This window comes from Maridesulfovibrio ferrireducens (assembly GCF_016342405.1).
In the GTDB taxonomy this organism is placed as follows: Bacteria; Desulfobacterota; Desulfovibrionia; order Desulfovibrionales; family Desulfovibrionaceae; genus Maridesulfovibrio; species Maridesulfovibrio ferrireducens_A.
Map to the genome: position 1 here is coordinate 1 of NZ_JAEINN010000007.1, position 18,996 is coordinate 18,996.

21 protein-coding genes and 1 tRNA gene are annotated in these 18,996 nt (G+C 42.0%); 18 read left to right on the plus strand and 4 right to left on the minus strand.

Annotated elements, in window-relative coordinates:
* Nucleotides 1–64: 64 nt before the first annotated feature.
* The 6 genes from JEY82_RS08890 to JEY82_RS08915 all read left to right on the plus strand — a co-directional run bounded on the left by JEY82_RS08890 (nt 65) and on the right by JEY82_RS08915 (nt 2,743).
* On the plus strand, nt 65–337 hold the full coding sequence (locus JEY82_RS08890) for a hypothetical protein (protein WP_304085071.1): 273 nt from the start codon (nt 65–67) through the stop codon (nt 335–337).
* The gene (locus tag JEY82_RS08895; RefSeq protein WP_304085072.1) at nt 337–687 is read left to right on the plus strand and encodes a hypothetical protein; all 351 of its coding nucleotides are present in this window, start codon (nt 337–339) and stop codon (nt 685–687) included. Before JEY82_RS08890 ends, JEY82_RS08895 begins: the two co-directional genes overlap by 1 nt.
* Nucleotides 688–861: 174 nt before the next feature.
* The gene (locus JEY82_RS08900; protein ID WP_304085073.1) at nt 862–1,611 is read left to right on the plus strand and encodes a ParA family protein; all 750 of its coding nucleotides are present in this window, start codon (nt 862–864) and stop codon (nt 1,609–1,611) included.
* The gene (locus JEY82_RS08905) at nt 1,598–1,942 is read left to right on the plus strand and encodes a hypothetical protein (protein ID WP_304085074.1); all 345 of its coding nucleotides are present in this window, start codon (nt 1,598–1,600) and stop codon (nt 1,940–1,942) included. The genes JEY82_RS08900 and JEY82_RS08905 overlap by 14 nt, the downstream gene beginning before the upstream one ends.
* Nucleotides 1,932–2,459: a hypothetical protein gene (locus JEY82_RS08910; protein WP_304085075.1), complete on the plus strand. Its 528-nt coding sequence runs from the start codon at nt 1,932–1,934 to the stop codon at nt 2,457–2,459. The genes JEY82_RS08905 and JEY82_RS08910 overlap by 11 nt, the downstream gene beginning before the upstream one ends.
* Complete coding sequence (locus JEY82_RS08915; RefSeq protein WP_304085076.1) at nt 2,459–2,743, plus strand: hypothetical protein; 285 nt, start codon at nt 2,459–2,461, stop codon at nt 2,741–2,743. The genes JEY82_RS08910 and JEY82_RS08915 overlap by 1 nt, the downstream gene beginning before the upstream one ends.
* On the opposite strand, the gene JEY82_RS08920 is transcribed toward JEY82_RS08915, so the two are convergent.
* A complete protein-coding gene (locus tag JEY82_RS08920) occupies nt 2,724–3,995 on the minus strand; it encodes a tyrosine-type recombinase/integrase (protein ID WP_304085077.1) in 1,272 nt (423 codons plus the stop codon). The genes JEY82_RS08915 and JEY82_RS08920 overlap by 20 nt on opposite strands.
* Before the next feature lie 368 nt (nt 3,996–4,363).
* On the opposite strand from JEY82_RS08920, the gene JEY82_RS08925 reads away from it, so the two are divergent.
* The gene (locus tag JEY82_RS08925) at nt 4,364–5,371 is read left to right on the plus strand and encodes a DUF3089 domain-containing protein (RefSeq protein ID WP_304085078.1); all 1,008 of its coding nucleotides are present in this window, start codon (nt 4,364–4,366) and stop codon (nt 5,369–5,371) included.
* 98 nt (nt 5,372–5,469) lie between these two features.
* Here JEY82_RS08925 and JEY82_RS08930 read toward each other — a convergent pair whose 3' ends face one another.
* A complete protein-coding gene (locus JEY82_RS08930; protein ID WP_304085079.1) occupies nt 5,470–5,808 on the minus strand; it encodes a helix-turn-helix domain-containing protein in 339 nt (112 codons plus the stop codon).
* Nucleotides 5,809–6,362: 554 nt separating this feature from the next.
* On the opposite strand from JEY82_RS08930, the gene JEY82_RS08935 reads away from it, so the two are divergent.
* The 7 genes from JEY82_RS08935 to argH all read left to right on the plus strand — a co-directional run bounded on the left by JEY82_RS08935 (nt 6,363) and on the right by argH (nt 13,484).
* The gene (locus tag JEY82_RS08935; protein WP_304085080.1) at nt 6,363–7,529 is read left to right on the plus strand and encodes a class I SAM-dependent RNA methyltransferase; all 1,167 of its coding nucleotides are present in this window, start codon (nt 6,363–6,365) and stop codon (nt 7,527–7,529) included.
* A gap of 91 nt (nt 7,530–7,620) precedes the next feature.
* Complete coding sequence (locus tag JEY82_RS08940) at nt 7,621–7,989, plus strand: response regulator (protein ID WP_304085081.1); 369 nt, start codon at nt 7,621–7,623, stop codon at nt 7,987–7,989.
* A 94-nt stretch (nt 7,990–8,083) separates the two neighbouring features.
* Nucleotides 8,084–9,067, plus strand: a complete 984-nt coding sequence (locus tag JEY82_RS08945) for a PhoH family protein (RefSeq protein ID WP_304085082.1) — start codon at nt 8,084–8,086, stop codon at nt 9,065–9,067.
* Nucleotides 9,064–9,519, plus strand: coding sequence for an rRNA maturation RNase YbeY (gene ybeY, locus JEY82_RS08950; RefSeq protein WP_304085083.1), 456 nt, complete (start codon nt 9,064–9,066; stop codon nt 9,517–9,519). The genes JEY82_RS08945 and ybeY overlap by 4 nt, the downstream gene beginning before the upstream one ends.
* Nucleotides 9,520–9,712: 193 nt before the next feature.
* A complete protein-coding gene (gene argF / locus JEY82_RS08955) occupies nt 9,713–10,690 on the plus strand; it encodes an ornithine carbamoyltransferase (protein WP_304085084.1) in 978 nt (325 codons plus the stop codon).
* 19 nt (nt 10,691–10,709) lie between these two features.
* On the plus strand, nt 10,710–11,945 hold the full coding sequence (locus JEY82_RS08960; RefSeq protein ID WP_304085085.1) for an argininosuccinate synthase: 1,236 nt from the start codon (nt 10,710–10,712) through the stop codon (nt 11,943–11,945).
* A 159-nt stretch (nt 11,946–12,104) separates the two neighbouring features.
* A complete protein-coding gene (gene argH / locus JEY82_RS08965) occupies nt 12,105–13,484 on the plus strand; it encodes an argininosuccinate lyase (RefSeq protein WP_304085086.1) in 1,380 nt (459 codons plus the stop codon).
* Nucleotides 13,485–13,546: 62 nt separating this feature from the next.
* Here the strand turns inward: argH and JEY82_RS08970 are convergent, their stop codons facing one another.
* Both JEY82_RS08970 and JEY82_RS08975 read right to left on the minus strand, forming a co-directional pair.
* A complete protein-coding gene (locus JEY82_RS08970) occupies nt 13,547–13,960 on the minus strand; it encodes a bacteriohemerythrin (protein ID WP_304085087.1) in 414 nt (137 codons plus the stop codon).
* Between the two features lie 134 nt (nt 13,961–14,094).
* Nucleotides 14,095–14,188: transfer RNA gene (locus tag JEY82_RS08975), tRNA-Sec, on the minus strand.
* Nucleotides 14,189–14,382: 194 nt separating this feature from the next.
* Here JEY82_RS08975 and ftsH point away from each other — a divergent pair.
* From ftsH to JEY82_RS08995, 4 genes are read left to right on the plus strand one after another with little or no spacing between them, the layout of a single operon-like run.
* Nucleotides 14,383–16,446, plus strand: a complete 2,064-nt coding sequence (gene ftsH / locus JEY82_RS08980; protein ID WP_304085088.1) for an ATP-dependent zinc metalloprotease FtsH — start codon at nt 14,383–14,385, stop codon at nt 16,444–16,446.
* A gap of 13 nt (nt 16,447–16,459) precedes the next feature.
* The gene (folP, locus tag JEY82_RS08985) at nt 16,460–17,302 is read left to right on the plus strand and encodes a dihydropteroate synthase (protein WP_304085089.1); all 843 of its coding nucleotides are present in this window, start codon (nt 16,460–16,462) and stop codon (nt 17,300–17,302) included.
* The gene (gene cdaA, locus JEY82_RS08990; RefSeq protein WP_304085090.1) at nt 17,302–18,048 is read left to right on the plus strand and encodes a diadenylate cyclase CdaA; all 747 of its coding nucleotides are present in this window, start codon (nt 17,302–17,304) and stop codon (nt 18,046–18,048) included. Before folP ends, cdaA begins: the two co-directional genes overlap by 1 nt.
* A 4-nt stretch (nt 18,049–18,052) precedes the next feature.
* The gene (locus JEY82_RS08995; protein ID WP_304085091.1) at nt 18,053–18,973 is read left to right on the plus strand and encodes a YbbR-like domain-containing protein; all 921 of its coding nucleotides are present in this window, start codon (nt 18,053–18,055) and stop codon (nt 18,971–18,973) included.
* Nucleotides 18,974–18,996: the final 23 nt, after the last annotated feature.

Here is an 18,996-nt window from a genome sequence, read left to right on the forward strand (position 1 = left end):
TGATGAATTTGAAATCAACTGTCAGGAAAATATTTTTGTGGCTTAACTAACTGTCCAGAAAAGTGTGGCAGGATCAACCAGTCAAAGTAAAAGGGTAGACCTTGATATATGGTTCATCCGCAATGAAGTTCTAAAGAAGGATGTAGCCACTAAGCTTGATGTGACTCCTCAGAGGTTATCTCAAATACTGAATGGTAAATACACAAGACACTCAGTTTATAAAAAACTGTGCAATCTGGAACTGGATGATGAAGGTTTAAAACTGCCTGTTGATTTAATTCCCCTGCCAGCCAAAGCCCAAAAGACCGGGCCTAAAGCTAAGGACGGGGAAGTTTAATGCCTTATTCAAGTGCAATCCAAACGATGCCGCCCGATGCAAGTATTGAAATCGTACTAATCATCCTTTGCTGTCTTTTCGTTGCAGCTTTGATTGTTGGCGGTATTCTGTATTTTAAACATAAAAGAGAAGAATACGCTGTTAGCCTTCTCTCCACCAGTTTTTCCCGCAAACGCAAACGTTCTCCTCTTATCGAAAACGTATCCGTAGTCATGTCTGAAAAGATGAAGGATGAACTCCTGCGTGTTTCAGGCGGCCAGCAGTCCAAATACATTCGCGCTTCCGTGCGTCTGGCTCTCCCTGTGCTGAAAACTCACCCCAGCTTAATAGATATTCTGGAGAAGGAATAAGCGCAATGCTGAGTTTAACTTGTCTATTGCAATATTATCAACATGATAAACATATTTATTTGCCGAGTTTTATTTCTGGCCGGGAGTCGGGATTCATTCCGCTTTCCGGCGAGGAATAAAGCAAAACATAGCGGAGGTTTCCATGCTCATGAAAAGTTTATCGGGAGGTCGGTTATGCGCCGGATAGCTGTTTGTTTGTCAAAGGGGGGAGTCGGTAAAACAACAACCGCTGTGAATCTGGCTCATGGACTGGCGCGGCGGGGTAAATCCGTGGTGCTTGTGGATCTGGACACGCAGGGGCAGGTGAGTCGCTATTTCGGGCTTACCCCTGAATTTTGTCTGGCTGATGTGGTTCGCAATGTTCAGCTTAAAGATTGTTTGATACAGGCTCGGGAAAATTTGCAGGTTATAGCCGGGGGTGCGGATCTGGCTATTTTGAAGGAATGGATTTCAAACCGTTCCATGAAACGTGAGATGGCTCTTACAGAATTGCTTGAACCTCTTGAATCTATGAATTTTGATTATGTGATTTTTGATACATCGCCGGGTTGGGATGTGCTGAACGTAAACGTGTTCTTTTATGTAGATGAACTGCTGTGTCCTGTTTCGCTTATGGCCATGAGTCTGGATGGAGTTGCGGAGTTTGTTCAGAATCTTGAGCAGGTCCAGAAATACCGTCCGGATTTAATGATTGATTACATCGTCCCTACTTTTTTGGATCGTAGAGAGAAGCAGTGCGAAGAAGTGCATGATCTGCTTAAAAAGCACTTCGGAGATAAAGTGACCATGCCGATTCCTAAGAACGTCAGGGTGTCTGAATGTTTTGGTCACGCTAAGACTATTTATGAGTATGCTCCAAAATGTATAGGAGCCGGTATGTACGAAGAGCTGGCCTGTACGGTGGATGAATATGTCAGACGATAGAGAAAAGACTCCTGATCTTTTGGATACTGTTCTGGGCGGTCGAGGTGGCGGTACGCCGTCAGAGCGTCAAGACGACAAGGCGGTCAGTCGTCAGGACGTTAAACAGCTTGGACGTCGTGACGTCAAGACGTCAAAAGCTAAACCTTACAAATTGACTGTCTATGTAGATGAAGCAGTGAATGAAGATTTGGAGCTGATGCAGGTTAAGCTTAAGCGAACATTCGGAGTGGTGACTAAGTCCAAGTTAGTGGAAGGGGCTTTAAGGATTTGTCTGAAGGACATTGCGGCAAGTGGACTGGAAGCTCTTATAAGGGAGGATCATGACAAATAATCTTAACAGTAGGCGTAAGCGGCAGGCCATCACAAACAGACAGCTTCATGTTGTGCTGTCCATGGTTGGAACGGGGCTGGAGTTGATGGATGAGTCCTTTTGTAAATCCGCGCGCGGCCGTTCCTCTCTTGAGAAGATACATAAATGGTGTTTCGAGGCGCGGGACAGGCTTGATACTATTTCCAGTACCAGAGCGAACAAGGCTGTCAGCATGTCGTTCAGGCAGGTCAGGGATACTGTGGAAGTGATGTTTCCGGATGGTGAGTTCGGAGCTGAAGATTGGATGCACTACTGGCTGGCGGTTCATATGCTGGTTTGTGATGCGCTGATTACGAAGCTCCAGAAGGGCGGGAAAAAGCCGTGGCACTATTTGGAAATGTCGACTCTGTCTTTGATTAAGGATCTGGCCGGAGATAAAGAGCATGAATTGTATGAGTGTGGTGATGTTGCGGACACTGAGCCGTTGCTCGGAACCGTGGTCGGAATGGCATTAACCGATATCGTATGGAGTGAGTGATGAAAGGAAGTTATAATAAAAAGGCAATGGTTGATGATGTTGTGCTTGGTCCTTTGGCTGAATTTGAAAAGGAATATCCTCCCCTTATTCCCAGAGTTGAGGTTTCAGTGATCACTGCCGGACTCATCAAGCCCAAAACCATTGAGCATGATGAAGCCAAAAGGCAGGGGCCGCGAAAATTTTTGATGATTAACGGCAAGCGTTGTTATCCTGTCCGCTATTTTCTTGAATATCTTGAAAGAAAGGGCGTTCAAGTCGGTGAGATCAAGGCGTTTGGATGCTGAGTGTCTGTGTTGTCTTAAGTTGCATGGCTCTTTCTCTGAGTCCGTTGTTGCATAGATGGAGATAGCGGCGTGTGGTATTTATGTCATTGTGTCCCATTATGGTCATAAGCGAATAAATATCCATGCCGCGCTCCAGCAGGGAGGTTGCAAATTTATGGCGAAGGCCGTGAAAAGTTATTCTGAATCTTCGATCCGAGATTCCTTTATTAATGTTTGTCTTATCGCATATGTCAGTGAACATTCTGGTAATATGCCTCAAGTCGCGTTTGGCTTTGCCTCTGCCGGGGAAAACAAGGTCAACGCCGAATTCTTGAATGCGCTCTTGCAGAATCTGTTGAGCTGTGGGGTAGAGGATGCCAGCGTAGCTTTGGCGGGTTTTACCTTTGCTATCGAGAATAGTGACAGTCCAGCTTTCCTGATTAACTGTATATCCGCAGAGGCTGGCTATTTCGTTGCGCCGATATCCTTGATCCAACGTGCAGAGGATTACATCATGAAAATCAGGATGCTTTATTTTTGCATAGTTCAGAATCATATTTACTTCGGTGTCTGTGAGAACTCTCTGAATCTGGTTGTTCACTTTGGGCGGCTTGATTCCGCGCTGGTAGCGTTTGGACATACTGGCCGGATTGTATCCTTCGAAGATCATAATGTCGGGATTGTTATCAAAGAGCGGTGTGTTGGCCGCATAGTTGAACATGGATCTGATGAGAGTGAGGCATTGCATGACAGTGGCAGGGGCGAGAGGTTCATGATTAATAGGAGAACGTGGATTAGTCAGCAGAGTTTCTTTCAGCAGTTCGATATCTGCCTTAGTGATGTTAACAAGTTTTCTTCCCGAGTATTGCGGCAGAAGGTGCTTTCTCAGTCTATACTGATCAGCCTTCCAGGAACCGGGCTTATTTGTTTTGGCCCATTCGATATATCTATGAGCGATCTCATCAAACATAACTTCTGCCGGAGCGTTGGCTTGCGTTTCAGCTATTTTCTTTCTGGAACTGTCAGTGCGCATTTCCTCCAGAGTCTTCGGTCCTTCACCGATTTCGTTATTCTGCTTAATTTTCGCAAGGAGATCGGCAACGGAAGTTGTAGTCCATCCTTCAGAGGTCCAGCCGACGGCTTCCTCAATTTGTTTTCCTCCTTTATTTTTTCTGTATCTGATGACATAATATCTGTCAGGACGGCGACCCCACTTGCGAGTGGAATGCTCTCTGTATCTGATGCCGAGATAGCCTGTATTTACCCATTTCATAACTGCTCCTTGTTGTCCCTTGTCTGTCCCTCAATTTGCAATTCTATCGGGTACTACAGTAGGAGCGTTGTTTCAACAATATCTTTATATTTTAATGAGTTCGGGCGTGTATGGCATGTAGCAAGGTGGGGTTCTTTGGGATTTAGGATCCAGCGGTTAATCCGTGAGAGTTCGAGTCTCTCCTTTCGCACCAACCAGAATAAAAACAGCCCCTTAGATAGATGTCTAGTACATCACTCTTCGGGGCTTTTTTTGTGGGTTTCCGCCTTTATTTGCTGCTTTGCGTAGTAGATGGGGCTATTATTTACTGTTTAAGCTGGTCGTGATAAGCGGTATACACTTAGCTAATATTTTCAGGAGATACCACAATGCGATACGTCCTAACCGCCATTCTATTTTCATTTTTCAGTCTTTGTCTTGTTTCGCCCGTCTTGGCTGTGGAAGGTAATACTAAAAAATCGCAAGCTTTGCTCGAGTGCATACCGGCTTGTCCGGATTACAGCAAAAATATCAGTTGGGCATCAAAACCCGTGAATCCACAAAAATCAGTGGACGTTTTTTATGTGTATCCCACTATTTACCCCAAGACCTCCCCGAAAAATATGGATATTTTTGATAAAACATTGCGCTCAGATGTGCAGGGGTTACTCAAAGCACAGGCTGGTGTTTTTTCTGGTTCTGCTAATTTATTCGCTCCCTACTATCGTCAGGTGACTTTTGCCTGTCTTGATCCAAAGCAGGACATGATGCTTAATTCGTATTTCCGGATTGGAGCTGACGATGTGCATCGGGCTTTTGATTACTATCTAAATTTTCTGAATAATGGACGTCCCTTTATTCTGGCTGCACACAGTCAAGGTTCTGTGGTTATGCTCGACTTGATTCGAAGCAGGTTTAAAGATCCTAAACTGCAGAATGCGCTCGTTGCAGCTTATCTCATCGGTTATTCTGTTACGGATGAGGATTTGAAAAACTACCCGTGGATTAAGCCCGCTCAGAAGGCGGATGACACCGGCGTGGTCATCTCCTGGAATACCCAGGCCCCCGGCGCCACAGGTTCTCCGGTGCTGCGTCCCGGAGCTATTTGCATCAATCCATTGACTTGGACCACTGACGAAACTCCGGCTGATAAGAGCCTCAACTTGGGGGCCGTGTTCTTCGATGATTTCAAAGGTACAATTATACGGGAAGTTCCACATTACACTGGAGCACGTGTTGACAAGAAAATTGGCGCTTTGATCACCACTCCGCCGGAAAAAGTTGAGATTGGACATTTTCCCAAAGGCGTGTTGCATAAGTTTGATTATGCTTTCTGGTATCGAAATATTGAGAAAAATGTTCAGGATCGCATTAAGTCTTATTTCAAGAAGCAATAGTAGCTAATGTTGTCTAGGCGATGTTCTGAGATAGTAAATTAAAAATGGACCAGCCTTATTAAGGTTGGTCCATAATTTTTATCAAGTCATATTTTTTTTTATAGAAAGCGTTTGTAAGAGGTGTTGAGAACTTCTCCTAAACGCTTAGCCATATCAACGCTGATATTTCGTACGCCTCTTTCCATTTCAGAAATGCTGTTTCTATGAATTCCGACAGCTGTTGCAAGTTCAGCTTGAGTCATGTTTTCGCGGGTTCTGGCTCCGCGTAGAAGCTGAGCAGGAGTAGGTTCAGGAAAGGTTTCATCGAAAGGCAACAATTCATCGCTATCCTCATTTACTTCCGGTATTTCATATTGTGCAAGCCGCATGAATTGCTTGAGAGCGTCAGCTATATCTTCCGTATCTTTTCCCGGTTTTTTTGTTTTCGGTTTTATCATGGCTTAGTCATCCTTTATCTATAGGTTAAGATTTGTAAGTTATCTGATGTGGCTGATGGCTCGATAGCTTTAGTCTACCTGCCGTTGCGAAGGGGGAGCGTAATATTTTAGATAGTAAAAGAAGACATAATCAAATCTATATAAGATAAAAAAGTTTACGTGTCGGAAGCTTATTTATCAGCACAAATGTTATTAGATTGAAGTGTGATCGAATCAAAAATACTTGGATATTAATCGCTTTTGACAGGAAAAAAAGAAAGAGGATTCGCTTCAGCAAAACCAATGACTTAGCTGGACACCGGGGTGCAGATGGACAGAATTCTCCATCTCATGAAGCTTCTAGAAGTAATATAATGTCAAGCTGTATGGATTGCAACGGTTCTGTTGAATTTCTGCCTGATATGGAATAAACTAGTTACTGCTTAAGTAATGTTTCAGATGAGGCCGGCCTTTTTTACGTTTCATAAAATGATTTGTGGATTTCAACTTTTCTGTATATCCGTTACAAACAGATTTGATGATATATTTTTAAATTCACGCCAAATGAGGATATAATGCTCGATTTTGAACGCAAAAGTGTAGTTATGGTCACTTGTCCTAAAGGTTTCTCGCCTTATCTCGCGGAAGAAATTACGAAGATGGGTTTTAAGGTAAGAAACGAATTTTATGCCGGGGTTGAAACCAAGGCATCTCTTAATGAGTGTATGCGGCTCAACCTGTGGACTCGTTGCGGTCATAGAGTGTTGTACCAGCTTAAGAAATTTAAGGCTGCCACTCCTGATCAGATGTACGAAGAAGTTAAAGAAATGGAATGGGAAAGAATTCTTTCTCCGGACGATTATCTCACGATTACTTCATCAGTCATTACTGAAACTATTACAGATACACGGTTTGCCAACGTCAGAGTTAAAGACGCCATTGTTGACAAGGTGCGTGAAAAACTGGGCAGAAGACCTTCTTCCGGTCCCGAAATGACAGGAATTATCGTTTTTCTCCATTGGAGAGGCGACGACTGTACTATTTATCTTGATACTTCCGGCGTGCCTCTTTCCAAAAGAGGTTATAGGAAGCTTCCTCATAAAGCTCCTTTACAAGAAACACTGGCTGCAACTCTGGTTAAAGCTACAGGGTGGACCGGACGCGGAAACTTTATTTCACCTATGTGTGGTAGTGGTACTCTTGCAATTGAGGCCGCTCTTATTGCTCTTTCCGGTGCTCCAGGACTTATCCGCGACACATACGCTTTCATGAGACTGCCTGGTTACAATGAGGCGTATTGGGATAATTTGTGTATGGAGGCTGAAGATAGAGAACGTACTTCATTTGATGGAAAAATTATTGCAACTGATCTTGATCCTGAAGCTGTCGAGGCTGCTCGTAAAAATGCCCGTGCAGCAGGGGTTGAACATCACATAGAATTTGACGTTTGTGATTTCCGGGATACGGTCATACCGGAAGGTAAGGGCATTATTATTTTTAATCCGGAATACGGCGAAAGGATGGGTGCTTCTACTCTGCTTGAGAAGATTTATACAGCTATAGGCGATTTTTTGAAAAATAAATGTCAGGGCTATAAAGGCTATGTTTTTACTGGAAATTCAGATTTAGCCAAATGTATAGGCCTTAGAACTTCCCGCAGACTTCTTTTTTATAATGCTAAAATTGAATGTAGATTGCTCGAATATGAAGTTTTTGCCGGTAGCGGTAAACGAAAATATTAATTTGATTTTGTTTTCCAGTATGCTACTTAGATATTTACTTGTTGAACGGATATCTAAGTAGCATACAATATAATTGTTAAGGAGTTTGGTTATGCCTCGGATTCTCGTCGTTGATGATGATCCCATATCTCGTCAAATTCTTCGTGCAATGCTGGAGAAAGAAGGTCATGTTGTTTCGGAAGCAGAAGATGGCGTAAAAGCTCTTAATAATTACGATAAAAGCTCTATTGATCTTGTTATAACTGATATTTTTATGCCTGAAAAAGAAGGTGTGCAAACTGTAAGGGAACTTATCAAAGAAAACCCTGATGTTAAGATTATTGCAGTTTCAGGCGGAAGTTCTTCAGCAAATTATGATTCTTTGGATTGGATTAAGATGTTTGGTGTGAAGTATACCTTCACCAAACCGTTTGATTCAAAAGCAATTATATCGGCGATAGATGAATTGCTCACTGAATAATAATTCTGCACTAAATCTTATTAAAGCATTCAGTTGCATATTATTTAAACCTGCCGTATTTCTTCCTGACAAATCTTAGAAGAGTAGTATCTAAATGTCTGAACAAGAAAAAATACGGGTAAAATTGGAATTCGATGATGTTGGGTTATCGAGTACACTTTTTGGTGCTCAGAATTCAAATCTTGATGCAATTTCAAAACTTTCGGGCGTGCAGATTAATAGCAGGGGCAATTCGTTACATCTGATTGCGGACAGCCATGAGCTTATTGATCCAGTCGCGAAGTCTTTCAGTCAACTTTATTCAGTCCTTAAGTCCGGAAAGAAAGTTTTTCCGGAAGACGTGGAAGCTGCGTATAAAATTATATGCCGTAATCCCGCCGCGGACCTTGTAAAAATTTTCAGAGACGAACTGTTTTCAGTTTCTTCTAAAAAAACAATTTCTCCTCGCACACTTACTCAACGTGCTTATTTTTCTGCTATTCGCGAAAATGATATGGTTTTTTCCATTGGTCCGGCCGGTACTGGAAAGACATATCTTGCTGTTGCAATGGCTGTTTATGCCTATACTCGTAAAGAAGTTAAAAAGATTATTCTGACTAGGCCGGCTGTTGAAGCTGGAGAAAAGCTTGGCTTTCTGCCCGGTGATCTGGTGGATAAGGTCAATCCTTATATGCGTCCGCTTTATGATGCTCTTTATGATATGCTGGATTATGCAAAAGTTCAGGATATGATTGAAGAAAATATCATTGAAATAGCTCCTTTAGCCTTTATGCGCGGTAGAACGCTGAGTAACGCATTCGTTATTCTTGATGAAGCGCAGAACACCACTCCTGAACAGATGAAAATGTTTATTACCCGTCTTGGATTCGGTTCCAAGGCCGTTATTACCGGTGATATTACTCAAGTTGATTTGCCGGGAAATATTTCATCGGGTTTGGTTGTTGCCCGCAATATTCTCAAAAATGTTGAAGGGATCAGTTTTGTGAAATTTGAAGACACGGATGTTGTCAGGCATCCTCTTGTTTCAAAAATAGTAAAAGCCTATGATTCTTATGAATGCAGTGGCGGCAAAATATGACCTTATCATTGCTATATGAGTGTAGACCTGATTCTAATTTTCCGTTGAGCAAAAGAGAAGTGGCACATATGGCTGAACTTCTGCTTAACACCTTAAAGATAGACGGTTTCGACTTTGATTTAAAAATAACTGATGATTCGGCTATTGCCGTGATCAATCATGATTTTTTAGGTTGCGTCGGGCCTACCAATGTTTTGAGTTTTCCTTTTTCTGAAACGCCAGATATTACTAAAAATAAATATTTGGGTGAAATTGTTCTGTCTGTTGATACATTAGCTCGTGAGACAAGGCTTTACGGCCAAGTCCCCGAAGATCACCTTGTCAGACTTCTGGCTCATGCTTTGCTGCATTTGGCTGGATATGATCACGGGCAGGAGATGTATTCGCTTACAGATGTTGCCGTTGAGACAGTTGCTCCTATTTTCCGACAGCGAATAGTGGGTTGGCACTGATAGCGCGCCAGCCCGTTTGTATTAGTGAACTGAATTTTGATTCGGCTAATACTGTTTTTCGTTTATTTTTGTCTATTTAATGCTATCCGCTTAAATTTCACTATAAATTATGGTTTACAATAGCTGCTCTTATGAGCAATAATTTTTAGTTATTGTTTTTAGAGCTTATTCACATACTATTTGGAGTTTAAAAATGATCAGACATCTGCTTAAAATAAATGATGTTCCACGTTCAGAACTCGGCCAGCTCGTACTCAGGGCAAAAGAGCTTAAAGATAATAAAATCAGAAACAAAAGCCTTGAAGGTAAAACTGTTATTCTGATTTTTGAAAAAGCTTCTACAAGAACCAGAGTCTCCTTCGATGTTGCGATTGAGCAGCTCGGCGGTCATTCAATTTTTATGACTCCCGCTGAATCTCAGCTCGGAAGAAGTGAACCTCTTGAAGACACAGCACGCGTATTGTCCCGCTATGCGGATGCTCTTGTTGTGAGAACTTTTGAGCAGCAGAAGGTTCGTACTCTTTCAGAATATTCAACTATCCCGGTTATTAATGCTCTTACTGATAGATATCATCCCTGTCAGGTTTTGAGTGATATGTTGACTATTTACGAAAGAACTCCTGATCTTGAAAATGTCCATGTCGCATGGGTTGGCGATGGTAATAATATGGCGCATTCATGGATTAATGCAGCAATATATTTCCCTATTTATCTCACATTGTCGTTTCCTGAAGGGTATGAGCCGAATTCTGACGTTCTTGCCCGCGCTCTTGCTATGGGTGCGAAAATCAATATGAGCTATGATCCTATTGAAGCTGTTGAGGGTGCTAATTATGTTAACACCGATGTTTTTGCCTCAATGGGGCAGGAAGAGGAACAGGAAGAGCGTATGAAAGCTTTCCTTCCTTATCAGGTTAACGAAGAACTCCTTGCTCACGCAGCTCCTGATTGTAAAGTTATGCATTGTCTGCCTGCACACAGGGAAGAGGAAGTTACAGCCGATGTTCTTGATGGTCCTAGATCTATTATTTTTGATCAGGCTGAAAACAGATTGCATATGCAGAAAGCTATTTTGGAATGGGCAGTAAATGGAATTGAAGTTGACCTTGAAGCAGTTGAGAAAATTCTCGGACCTGTTCAAGTTCTTCCGAATGTTCATGCAATAGAATAAGAATTGGAAGGAATTAATAATGAGTAAAGTTGAAAAAGTTGTTTTGGCTTATTCCGGGGGTCTTGATACCTCAATTATATTGAAATGGATCAAGCAAGAATATGATTGTGAAGTTATAACTCTCACCGCTGATCTTGGTCAGGGAGAAGAGCTTGACGGAATCGAAGAGAAAGCGCTTTCAACTGGTGCCACCAAAGCATTTGTTGAAGATCTGCGTGAAGAATTTGCGCGTGATTTTATTTTCCCTTGTTTTCGTGCCGGAGCAATTTATGAAGGACGTTACCTTTTAGGTACAGCCATTGCCCGACCTTTGATTGCTAAAAGAATGGTTGAAATTGCTGAAAGCGAAGGCGCTCAGGCGGTTTCACATGGTGCTACTGGTAAAGGGAATGACCAGGTTCGGTTTGAACTTGGTGCAATGGGTATGAATCCCAGACTTAAAACAATTGCACCTTGGCGTGAATGGGATCTTAAATCCCGTACTGACCTTATTAAGTTTGCTGAGAAAAACGGAATAAATATTCCTGTTACTCGCCGCAAACCTTGGTCAATGGACGCTAACCTTCTTCATGTAAGTTTTGAAGGTTCCGAACTTGAAGATCCTTGGAATGCTCCATCTCCCGAATCATATAGATATTGTACCCCTATTGAACAGACTCCTGATGAACCAGAAATCATCACTATTGATTTCGAACGTGGGGATCCTGTCGCTATTAATGGTGTCAGTCATTCTCCTGCCGCTCTCGTTGAAAAACTCAATGAACTCGGTGGAAAGCATGGTATCGGAAGAGTTGATATGGTTGAAAACAGGTTTGTAGGAATGAAGTCTCGCGGTGTTTATGAAACTCCGGGTGGAACAATCATTCATATTGCTCATCGTGATCTTGAAGGTCTTTGTATGGACCGCGAAGTTATGCATCTTCGTGACAGCCTTATTCCTAAATATGCCGAAATGGTATACAACGGATACTGGTATGCGCCTGAACGTATAGCTCTTCAGGCTATGATTGATAAGACACAGGAAAAGATTACCGGAACAGTCAGAGTAAAACTCTACAAAGGTAATGTTATTCCGGAAGGACGTAAGTCTCCTTATTCTCTCTATCGTTCTGATCTCGCAACATTTGAAGAAGATGATGTATATGATCAGAAAGATGCTGAAGGCTTCATTAAGCTTATCGGTTTAAGATTGAAGGGTAAAACTGCTGAATCTGGAAGCAACTGGCTGAAAGACGGCGAAACCTGCGATAAATAGTTAAATAATATTGCTCAGGTGGATTCTTTCTGCCTGAGTTTTTTAATCCTGCCAGTGTCGAGTCATTTCAATTTTTTGGATTGATGTTTGATCCATGGCAGGATTTTTCTTTAGAGATTTTTAGTTATTAGTAAACATTGAGATTACGAGGTATTAATTATGGCTGAAGCAAAATTATGGGGCGGTAGATTTGCTCAAAAAACAGCTGCGTCAGTAGAAGACTACACACAGTCTGTCAGCTTTGATAAAACTCTTTATCGCGAAGACATCGAAGGTTCCAAAGCACATGCGTTGATGCTCGCAGAGCAGGGCGTATTGACCGCTCAGGAAGCCCAGACCTTAGTCAAAGGTTTGGATACCGTCCTCGAAGAAATTGAATCAGGCCAGTTTGAATGGAAAAAGGAGATGGAAGATCTCCATATGAATATTGAAAGCAGGCTGACTGAAATAGTCGGAGCTGTCGGTGGAAAACTTCATACAGGCCGCAGCCGCAATGATCAGGTTGCCCTTGATTTTCGTTTGTATGTTGTACGCAGCCTTGAAAAGTGGAAAACAGCACTTGAAAAGCTGATTTTTGTATTCACTGAAAAAGCTGAAGCTAATCGTGATGTTCTCCTTCCGGGATACACTCATCTACAACCAGCTCAACCTGTAAGTCTTGCTCATCATATGCTTGCTTATGCGTGGATGTTCAAAAGAGACCACAGCCGCGTATGTGACTGTATAAAAAGAGCGAATGTTTGTCCGCTCGGAGCTGCTGCTCTTGCTGGGACAACCTATCCTTTAAAACCGGCCTCTTCAGCTGAAAAGCTTGGTATGGATGATACGTTCCGCAACAGTCTGGATGCAGTTTCTGATCGTGATTTTGTATTAGAAGCTATTTTTACCGGCAGTCTTGTTATGACTCACCTTAGCAGAATATGTGAAGAGCTTATTATCTGGGCGAATCCATGTTTCGGTTTTATAAAATTGCCGGATGCTTTTTCGACCGGTTCATCCATAATGCCGCAAAAAAAGAATCCCGATGTCTGCGAGCTTATGCGCGGTAAAACAGGAAGAGTTTTCGGTGACTTAATGTCATTGCTTACTACCGTTAAAGGGCTTCCTCTTGCGTATAATAGGGACATGCAGGAAGACAAAGAACCTTTTTTTGATGCACATAAAACCGTTTATGCTTCTGTTTCCATAATGGGAGACATGATGGAAGCAATGGGCTTTAACGCTGAAAACATGGAAAAAGCGCTTAAAAAAGGTTTTTTAAATGCGACGGAGCTTGCAGATTATCTTGTAGGTAAGGGCATTCCTTTCCGTGAAGCTCATCACATCACTGGAGCGGCTGTCGCTTATGCTGAAAAAGCAGCTAAGGGTCTTGAAGATATGACGCTTGTTGAATTGAAGTCTTTTTCTGATAAAATAGAGGAAGATGTATTTGAAGTGCTTTCGTATGAAGCCGCAGTCAGGCGTAGGGTTTCACCCGGCGGAACAGGACCCGAATCTGTTAAATCTCAGATTTCGGAATTAAAGAGCTGGCTGAAATAAAAATTGTTTTATTTTTTTCGAATAGTTATAAAAAAGCTCTATTCAAATTGAATGGAGCTTTTTTATAACTTATCTGCATCAATTTTCTGGGCTGACTTAAAGTCTATAATATCTGTTTGTGCGATATGGTTAATGAGCCACTGTTCTAAAAAATCTATAATCTCGTTGCTGAGTTCAGCTTTTTTAAGCATGTGATCTATTTTAAATTGTTCTATTTTTTCAGTAAATTCTCTATGTTGCTCAAGATGCTTAGGAAAGCTGTCTAAATTGTATTTTTTTAGCAGGTTTTCTTCCGTTTCAAAGTGATATAGGCTGTATAAAAACAGCTCGTCTATGATGGTGTCTATTTCATCTTTGTCTAATAACGTTACGTGTTCACGGATTTTTTTTAGCAATTTAAAGAAGTTCTGATGTTGGCCGTCTACAATTCCAACGCCAGTGCATAAAGAGTTTTCATTTATATATTTGGAATCCATAAAAAGCTCCTTATCTGTGTGTGTTGAAAACAAATAATGATTACTGTTTTATATAAAAAACATGTTTATAAACTGACTGCAAGTGTATTATAAAAGAGGTGGCATGGAAGTAGAGGGAATGTTTGTTACTAGAATGGCGGAAGTGTATAGGAGTCGAACCTACCGACGAGGGTTAGCCCGTCCACTGGATTTGAAGTCCAGGCGCCACACCGGTGACGAAACACTTCCGTTCGTGAAGAAAATCAGCTACCAATTTTATAAGGTAAGGGCAAGCATTAATAATCTTTCCTATTCCCCTTGCCTTTTTTAGAATTAGTCTTATTAATACTGATTGAAACTAAACTAAGAACTGATTTTAGTCCGAATGCCGACAGTCTGCGTCTTGCAGGCAATAAGCCGGACAAATATGAAGGAGATGAATTTTGAACAGTTTTGCCAAGAATCTCTTGGTCTGGGTAACCATCATGTTGGTGATGATTGTTTTGTTCAATCTTTTTAACCAGCCTGTAGCTCCTCAGCTCAAGGTATCCTATACTGATTTTCTTATGAAAGTTGATCAGGGAGAAGTCATACAGGTCAAGATTCAGGGACATAAAATCAGTGGAGTAATGGTCGGAGACAAGCGCTTTGTTACCTACAGCCCAGATGATCCAAGTCTTGTTCCGAGTCTGATTAAAAATAAAATTGAAGTGGTCGCGGAGCCTGAAGAAGATGCTCCTTGGTATATGACCCTGTTTATTTCTTGGTTCCCTATGTTGTTATTGGTCGGTGTATGGATTTTCTTCATGCGTCAGATGCAAGGTGGAGGCGGCGGCGGAGGTCGTGGCGGAGCCATGTCTTTCGGGCGTTCCAAAGCTCGCATGCTTAATGAAGAAAGTGCTAAAGTAACATTTCAAGATGTTGCCGGCGTAGATGAAGCTAAAGAGGAACTCTCTGAAATAGTACAATTTTTAAGTGAACCTAAAAAGTTTACCCGTTTGGGTGGGCGTATTCCGAAAGGCGTGCTTCTCGTCGGTTCTCCGGGAACAGGTAAAACATTACTTGCCCGTGCTGTCGCCGGTGAAGCTGGTGTTCCTTTCTTTTCCATTTCCGGTTCAGATTTTGTTGAAATGTTTGTCGGTGTCGGTGCATCCCGTGTTCGTGATCTTTTTGCTCAGGGTAAAAAGAATGCACCTTGCTTGATTTTTATTGATGAAATCGATGCAGTCGGACGTCAGCGTGGAGCTGGTCTCGGCGGTGGACATGACGAACGCGAGCAGACTCTTAATCAGTTGCTCGTTGAGATGGATGGTTTTGAGTCTAACGAAGGCGTTATTCTTATTGCCGCTACCAACAGACCTGACGTTTTGGACCCCGCATTACTTAGACCCGGGCGTTTCGACAGACAGGTTGTTGTTCCGACTCCTGACGTAAGGGGCAGAGCTCATATTCTTAAGGTCCACACTCGCAAGACTCCTCTTGCAGAAGAAGTTGATCTTGATGTTATTGCTCGCGGAACACCCGGCTTTTCCGGTGCTGATCTTGAAAATCTTGTGAATGAAGCTGCATTGTACGCTGCTAAAAATAATCAAGATTACGTTAATATGATTGATTTTGAAGAAGCTAAAGACAAAGTCCTTATGGGCAGAGAACGCCGTAGTCTTATCCTTAACGATAAGGAAAAAGAAACTACTGCTTATCATGAAGCCGGACATGCTCTTGTGGCTAAACTTCTTGAAAATACTGATCCTGTGCATAAAGTTACGATTATTCCTCGAGGAAGAGCGCTTGGTGTAACACAGCAGCTTCCTGTTGATGATCGTCATAACTATTCTAAAAAATACCTTGAAGATACTCTGGTTATGCTGCTTGGCGGCCGTGTAGCAGAGGAGTTGATTCTTGATCAAATGACAACCGGTGCCAGCAACGATATTGAGCGCGCAACTAAGATGGCCCGCAGTATGGTTTGTCAATGGGGTATGAGTGAGAAGCTCGGACCTATGACCTTCGGTGAGACTAATGATCAGGTTTTCTTAGGCAAGGAATTCGGTCACGGCAAAGACTTCAGTGAAGACACATCGCGTCTTATAGATTCAGAAGTCAGAAGAATTATTGATACCGCTCAAGAGACTGCTAGGACTTTGCTGAGCGAGAAGAAAGAGTTTCTTCATAAGCTGGCTGAAGCATTGCTTGAGCGTGAAACTATCTCCGGTGATGAGATTGATATTCTTATGGACGGCGGCGTATTACCTCCGCTTGAAAAAATTAATTCTACCGTAAAGCCTTCAACCGGTGCAAAGGCATATGCCTCCACAGCAAAAACAGGATATACTCCTGTTCAAGAAACCGTTGAAGAAAAAGTTGAAGATGACACTGTAACTGATTCAAAAAATGATTCTGAAGAAGAAAAGAAAGATTTTTCTTTTGATGGATCAATTGACAGCGAAGAATCCGAAAATAAATCTGAAGAAGCGAAACCTTCTGAAGATAAAAAAGGCTCTGAGTAGTCGGAAGAGTGAAATGAATCGGACCTATACATGGACCATTAAAGGGGGCAGGGTTTTAGGCCCTGCCCCTTTTTTTATTGCCGGAATTGTGAATGTTACTCCTGATTCTTTTTATGACGGAGGCACAAACTACGATCCTCAGAAAGCTATTGCCAACGGAAGAATGTTAGCTGCGCAGGGGGCTGATATTTTAGATGTGGGTGGAGAAAGCACCAGACCCTTTGCAGAACCTGTTTCTGTGGAAGCAGAACTTCGCAGGGTTGTTCCTGTGATTGAGGAACTTGCCAAAGATCATGTTGTTTCAATTGATACGGTGAAGCATGAAGTTGCTTTGGCAGCAATCGAAGCTGGAGCTTCAATTGTAAACGATGTTTCAGCCTTTAGTTCAGATCCGGCTTTGCTTGAAATTGTAGCGGACAAGAAGCCCGGTTATGTGTTAATGCATAGTCAAGGTTCTCCTGAAAAGATGCAATTATCTCCACAATATGATGATGTGATTGAAGATGTTTTATCTTTTTTTAAAAAAAGTCTTGAAAAACTCTTAAAGGCTGGATTACCCGAAAAAAACATAGTAATTGATCCTGGCATAGGGTTTGGTAAAACTCTTGAGCATAATATTGCTATATTAAAGAATATTGACGTGTTGATGGATTTAGGTTTTCCGGTTTACATGGGACTTTCAAATAAGTCCTTATGGGGCAAGTTATTGGGGCTTGAAACGCACGAACGTCAAAATGCAACACAGGCAGCCACGGCCATTCTCGCTGCTCGCGGAGTGCCGATTCATCGGGTTCATGATGTTGCGTTGACTTTTCAAACCTTGAAGGTTGTTAAGGCGATTACTGAGGGTAGTTAATGTTTGAATTTTTAGGATTTCAGATTTCATGGAAGGAATTGCTGGATATCGGCCTCGTCGCGGTGGTCTATTTCTATGTGATTCTTTTGGTGCGCGGAACGCGTGCTGCTGCAATCATCTGGGGTTTATTTTTTATATTACTTGTTTATTACACTTCCGATGTTTTCGGTCTTTATACCCTCAACTGGCTTCTTACCAATTTTCTTAGTTCAATTTTTCTTATTATTATTATTTTATTCCAGCGGGATATCCGTAAAGGTCTAGCTCAGATGGGGGCCGGACGTTTTTGGCGTAAAAATGATTTTAAAATTGCAGTCATTGATGAAATCTGTTCAGCCATGGATTCTATGGCCCGACGTAAAATTGGTGCGCTTGTTGTTATTCAAAAGAATGTTCCTCTGGGGGATATTATTGAAAAAGGTGTCGAAGTAGATTCTAAAATAACTAAACAGCTTCTTATAAATATTTTTTGGCCTGACACTCCACTGCATGACGGGGCGGTTGTTATTAACTCAAACAGGATTGTTGCAGCTTCTTGCATTTTGCCTCTTGCACAGGTTCCTACTCAGCAGAGTTCAATAGGCACACGGCATAGAGCTGCTTTAGGGATCAGTGAAGAAACAGATGTTGTTGCAATCGTGGTTTCGGAGGAAAGAGGCTCTATCTCTGTTGCAATAGGCGGCAAGCTTACTACAAGTTTGGATATAGTCAGACTTAAACGTGTACTCAAAAATACTTTGAGTTAGTATTATGGTAAATGAGCGCTGGAAAATAGCCGTATTGGCATTGATGATGTCCATTTTGACATGGTATCTGGTAACAGGACGTGATCTTGTCGAAACTTGGGTTGAATTTCCTTTGGAAATTGTCAATCCTCCACAGGGTATGATTATACGTAGTGGTATGATTTCTAAAGTCTCGGCGCGAGTTAGGGGACCAAAGGGCTTAATTCGTAATCTTGATACTAAAAAAATGGCATATTCCCTTGATACCGGACAGCTGGTATTAGGCGCGAATCCAATTGCTATTGTTGCTGATAAGCTGGGACTCGGCAGTGCTTTGGAAGTCATAGAAATGAATCCTTCTACTATCAATCTTGATGTTGATATGTATGTGAAAAAGAAAGTTTCGGTAATTCCCACATGGAAGGGAAAACTGGATCGTGATTACACGTTGACAGAAAAATCATCTAATCCTTCAGAAGTCACTTTACGTGGACCGGCATCTATTCTTAAAAAGGTTGCTCAGGTTCGCACTCAGACTATAATGCTTGATACTGATTCTCCTCAGAATTGGAGGGGCGATATTCCTTTGAATCTTCCTGAGGAAGTTGAATCCAACCCTGGAATAGTTTCAGTTGCTTTGGATTTTAAAGTAAGAAGTGCAAAAATGTGGGTCAAAGTTCCACTGTACATACTTGGGCCTGAAGAAGTTGAATTCACTGCCAGCCAGAACTTTGTCAGGCTGTATGTGCAAGGGCCGAAGCCGTTCTTTAGAAAGAGCGGTTTTAGAAATGAAATTACCGCTTCGATAGATATTAATGGAACAATTCCAAATGGTAAAAACATCGTGCCTTATGATGTAAGCGTCCCTTCAGGGTGCATAGTAAGTAAGAAAAATCCTGAAGAAATAACTGTAACAATATCGAGACAGACACCAACTGATCATTAGCGTATGATTTTGTCTTTCTTGGG

What these genes read in the sequence shown, in the direction of transcription:
- JEY82_RS08945 (WP_304085082.1), top strand. Translation starts at nt 8,084, where the DNA reads ATGTCTGAACAAGAAAAAATACGGGTAAAATTGGAATTCGATGATGTT.
- cdaA (WP_304085090.1), top strand. Translation starts at nt 17,302, where the DNA reads ATGTTTGAATTTTTAGGATTTCAGATTTCATGGAAGGAATTGCTGGAT.
- ybeY (WP_304085083.1), top strand. Translation starts at nt 9,064, where the DNA reads ATGACCTTATCATTGCTATATGAGTGTAGACCTGATTCTAATTTTCCG.
- JEY82_RS08905 (WP_304085074.1), top strand. Translation starts at nt 1,598, where the DNA reads ATGTCAGACGATAGAGAAAAGACTCCTGATCTTTTGGATACTGTTCTG.
- JEY82_RS08895 (WP_304085072.1), top strand. Translation starts at nt 337, where the DNA reads ATGCCTTATTCAAGTGCAATCCAAACGATGCCGCCCGATGCAAGTATT.
- JEY82_RS08930 (WP_304085079.1), bottom strand. Translation starts at nt 5,808, where the DNA reads ATGATAAAACCGAAAACAAAAAAACCGGGAAAAGATACGGAAGATATA.
- JEY82_RS08920 (WP_304085077.1), bottom strand. Translation starts at nt 3,995, where the DNA reads ATGAAATGGGTAAATACAGGCTATCTCGGCATCAGATACAGAGAGCAT.
- JEY82_RS08915 (WP_304085076.1), top strand. Translation starts at nt 2,459, where the DNA reads ATGAAAGGAAGTTATAATAAAAAGGCAATGGTTGATGATGTTGTGCTT.
- JEY82_RS08900 (WP_304085073.1), top strand. Translation starts at nt 862, where the DNA reads ATGCGCCGGATAGCTGTTTGTTTGTCAAAGGGGGGAGTCGGTAAAACA.
- JEY82_RS08910 (WP_304085075.1), top strand. Translation starts at nt 1,932, where the DNA reads ATGACAAATAATCTTAACAGTAGGCGTAAGCGGCAGGCCATCACAAAC.
- argF (WP_304085084.1), top strand. Translation starts at nt 9,713, where the DNA reads ATGATCAGACATCTGCTTAAAATAAATGATGTTCCACGTTCAGAACTC.
- JEY82_RS08970 (WP_304085087.1), bottom strand. Translation starts at nt 13,960, where the DNA reads ATGGATTCCAAATATATAAATGAAAACTCTTTATGCACTGGCGTTGGA.
- folP (WP_304085089.1), top strand. Translation starts at nt 16,460, where the DNA reads ATGAATCGGACCTATACATGGACCATTAAAGGGGGCAGGGTTTTAGGC.
- JEY82_RS08960 (WP_304085085.1), top strand. Translation starts at nt 10,710, where the DNA reads ATGAGTAAAGTTGAAAAAGTTGTTTTGGCTTATTCCGGGGGTCTTGAT.
- JEY82_RS08940 (WP_304085081.1), top strand. Translation starts at nt 7,621, where the DNA reads ATGCCTCGGATTCTCGTCGTTGATGATGATCCCATATCTCGTCAAATT.
- argH (WP_304085086.1), top strand. Translation starts at nt 12,105, where the DNA reads ATGGCTGAAGCAAAATTATGGGGCGGTAGATTTGCTCAAAAAACAGCT.
- JEY82_RS08935 (WP_304085080.1), top strand. Translation starts at nt 6,363, where the DNA reads ATGCTCGATTTTGAACGCAAAAGTGTAGTTATGGTCACTTGTCCTAAA.
- JEY82_RS08995 (WP_304085091.1), top strand. Translation starts at nt 18,053, where the DNA reads ATGGTAAATGAGCGCTGGAAAATAGCCGTATTGGCATTGATGATGTCC.
- JEY82_RS08925 (WP_304085078.1), top strand. Translation starts at nt 4,364, where the DNA reads ATGCGATACGTCCTAACCGCCATTCTATTTTCATTTTTCAGTCTTTGT.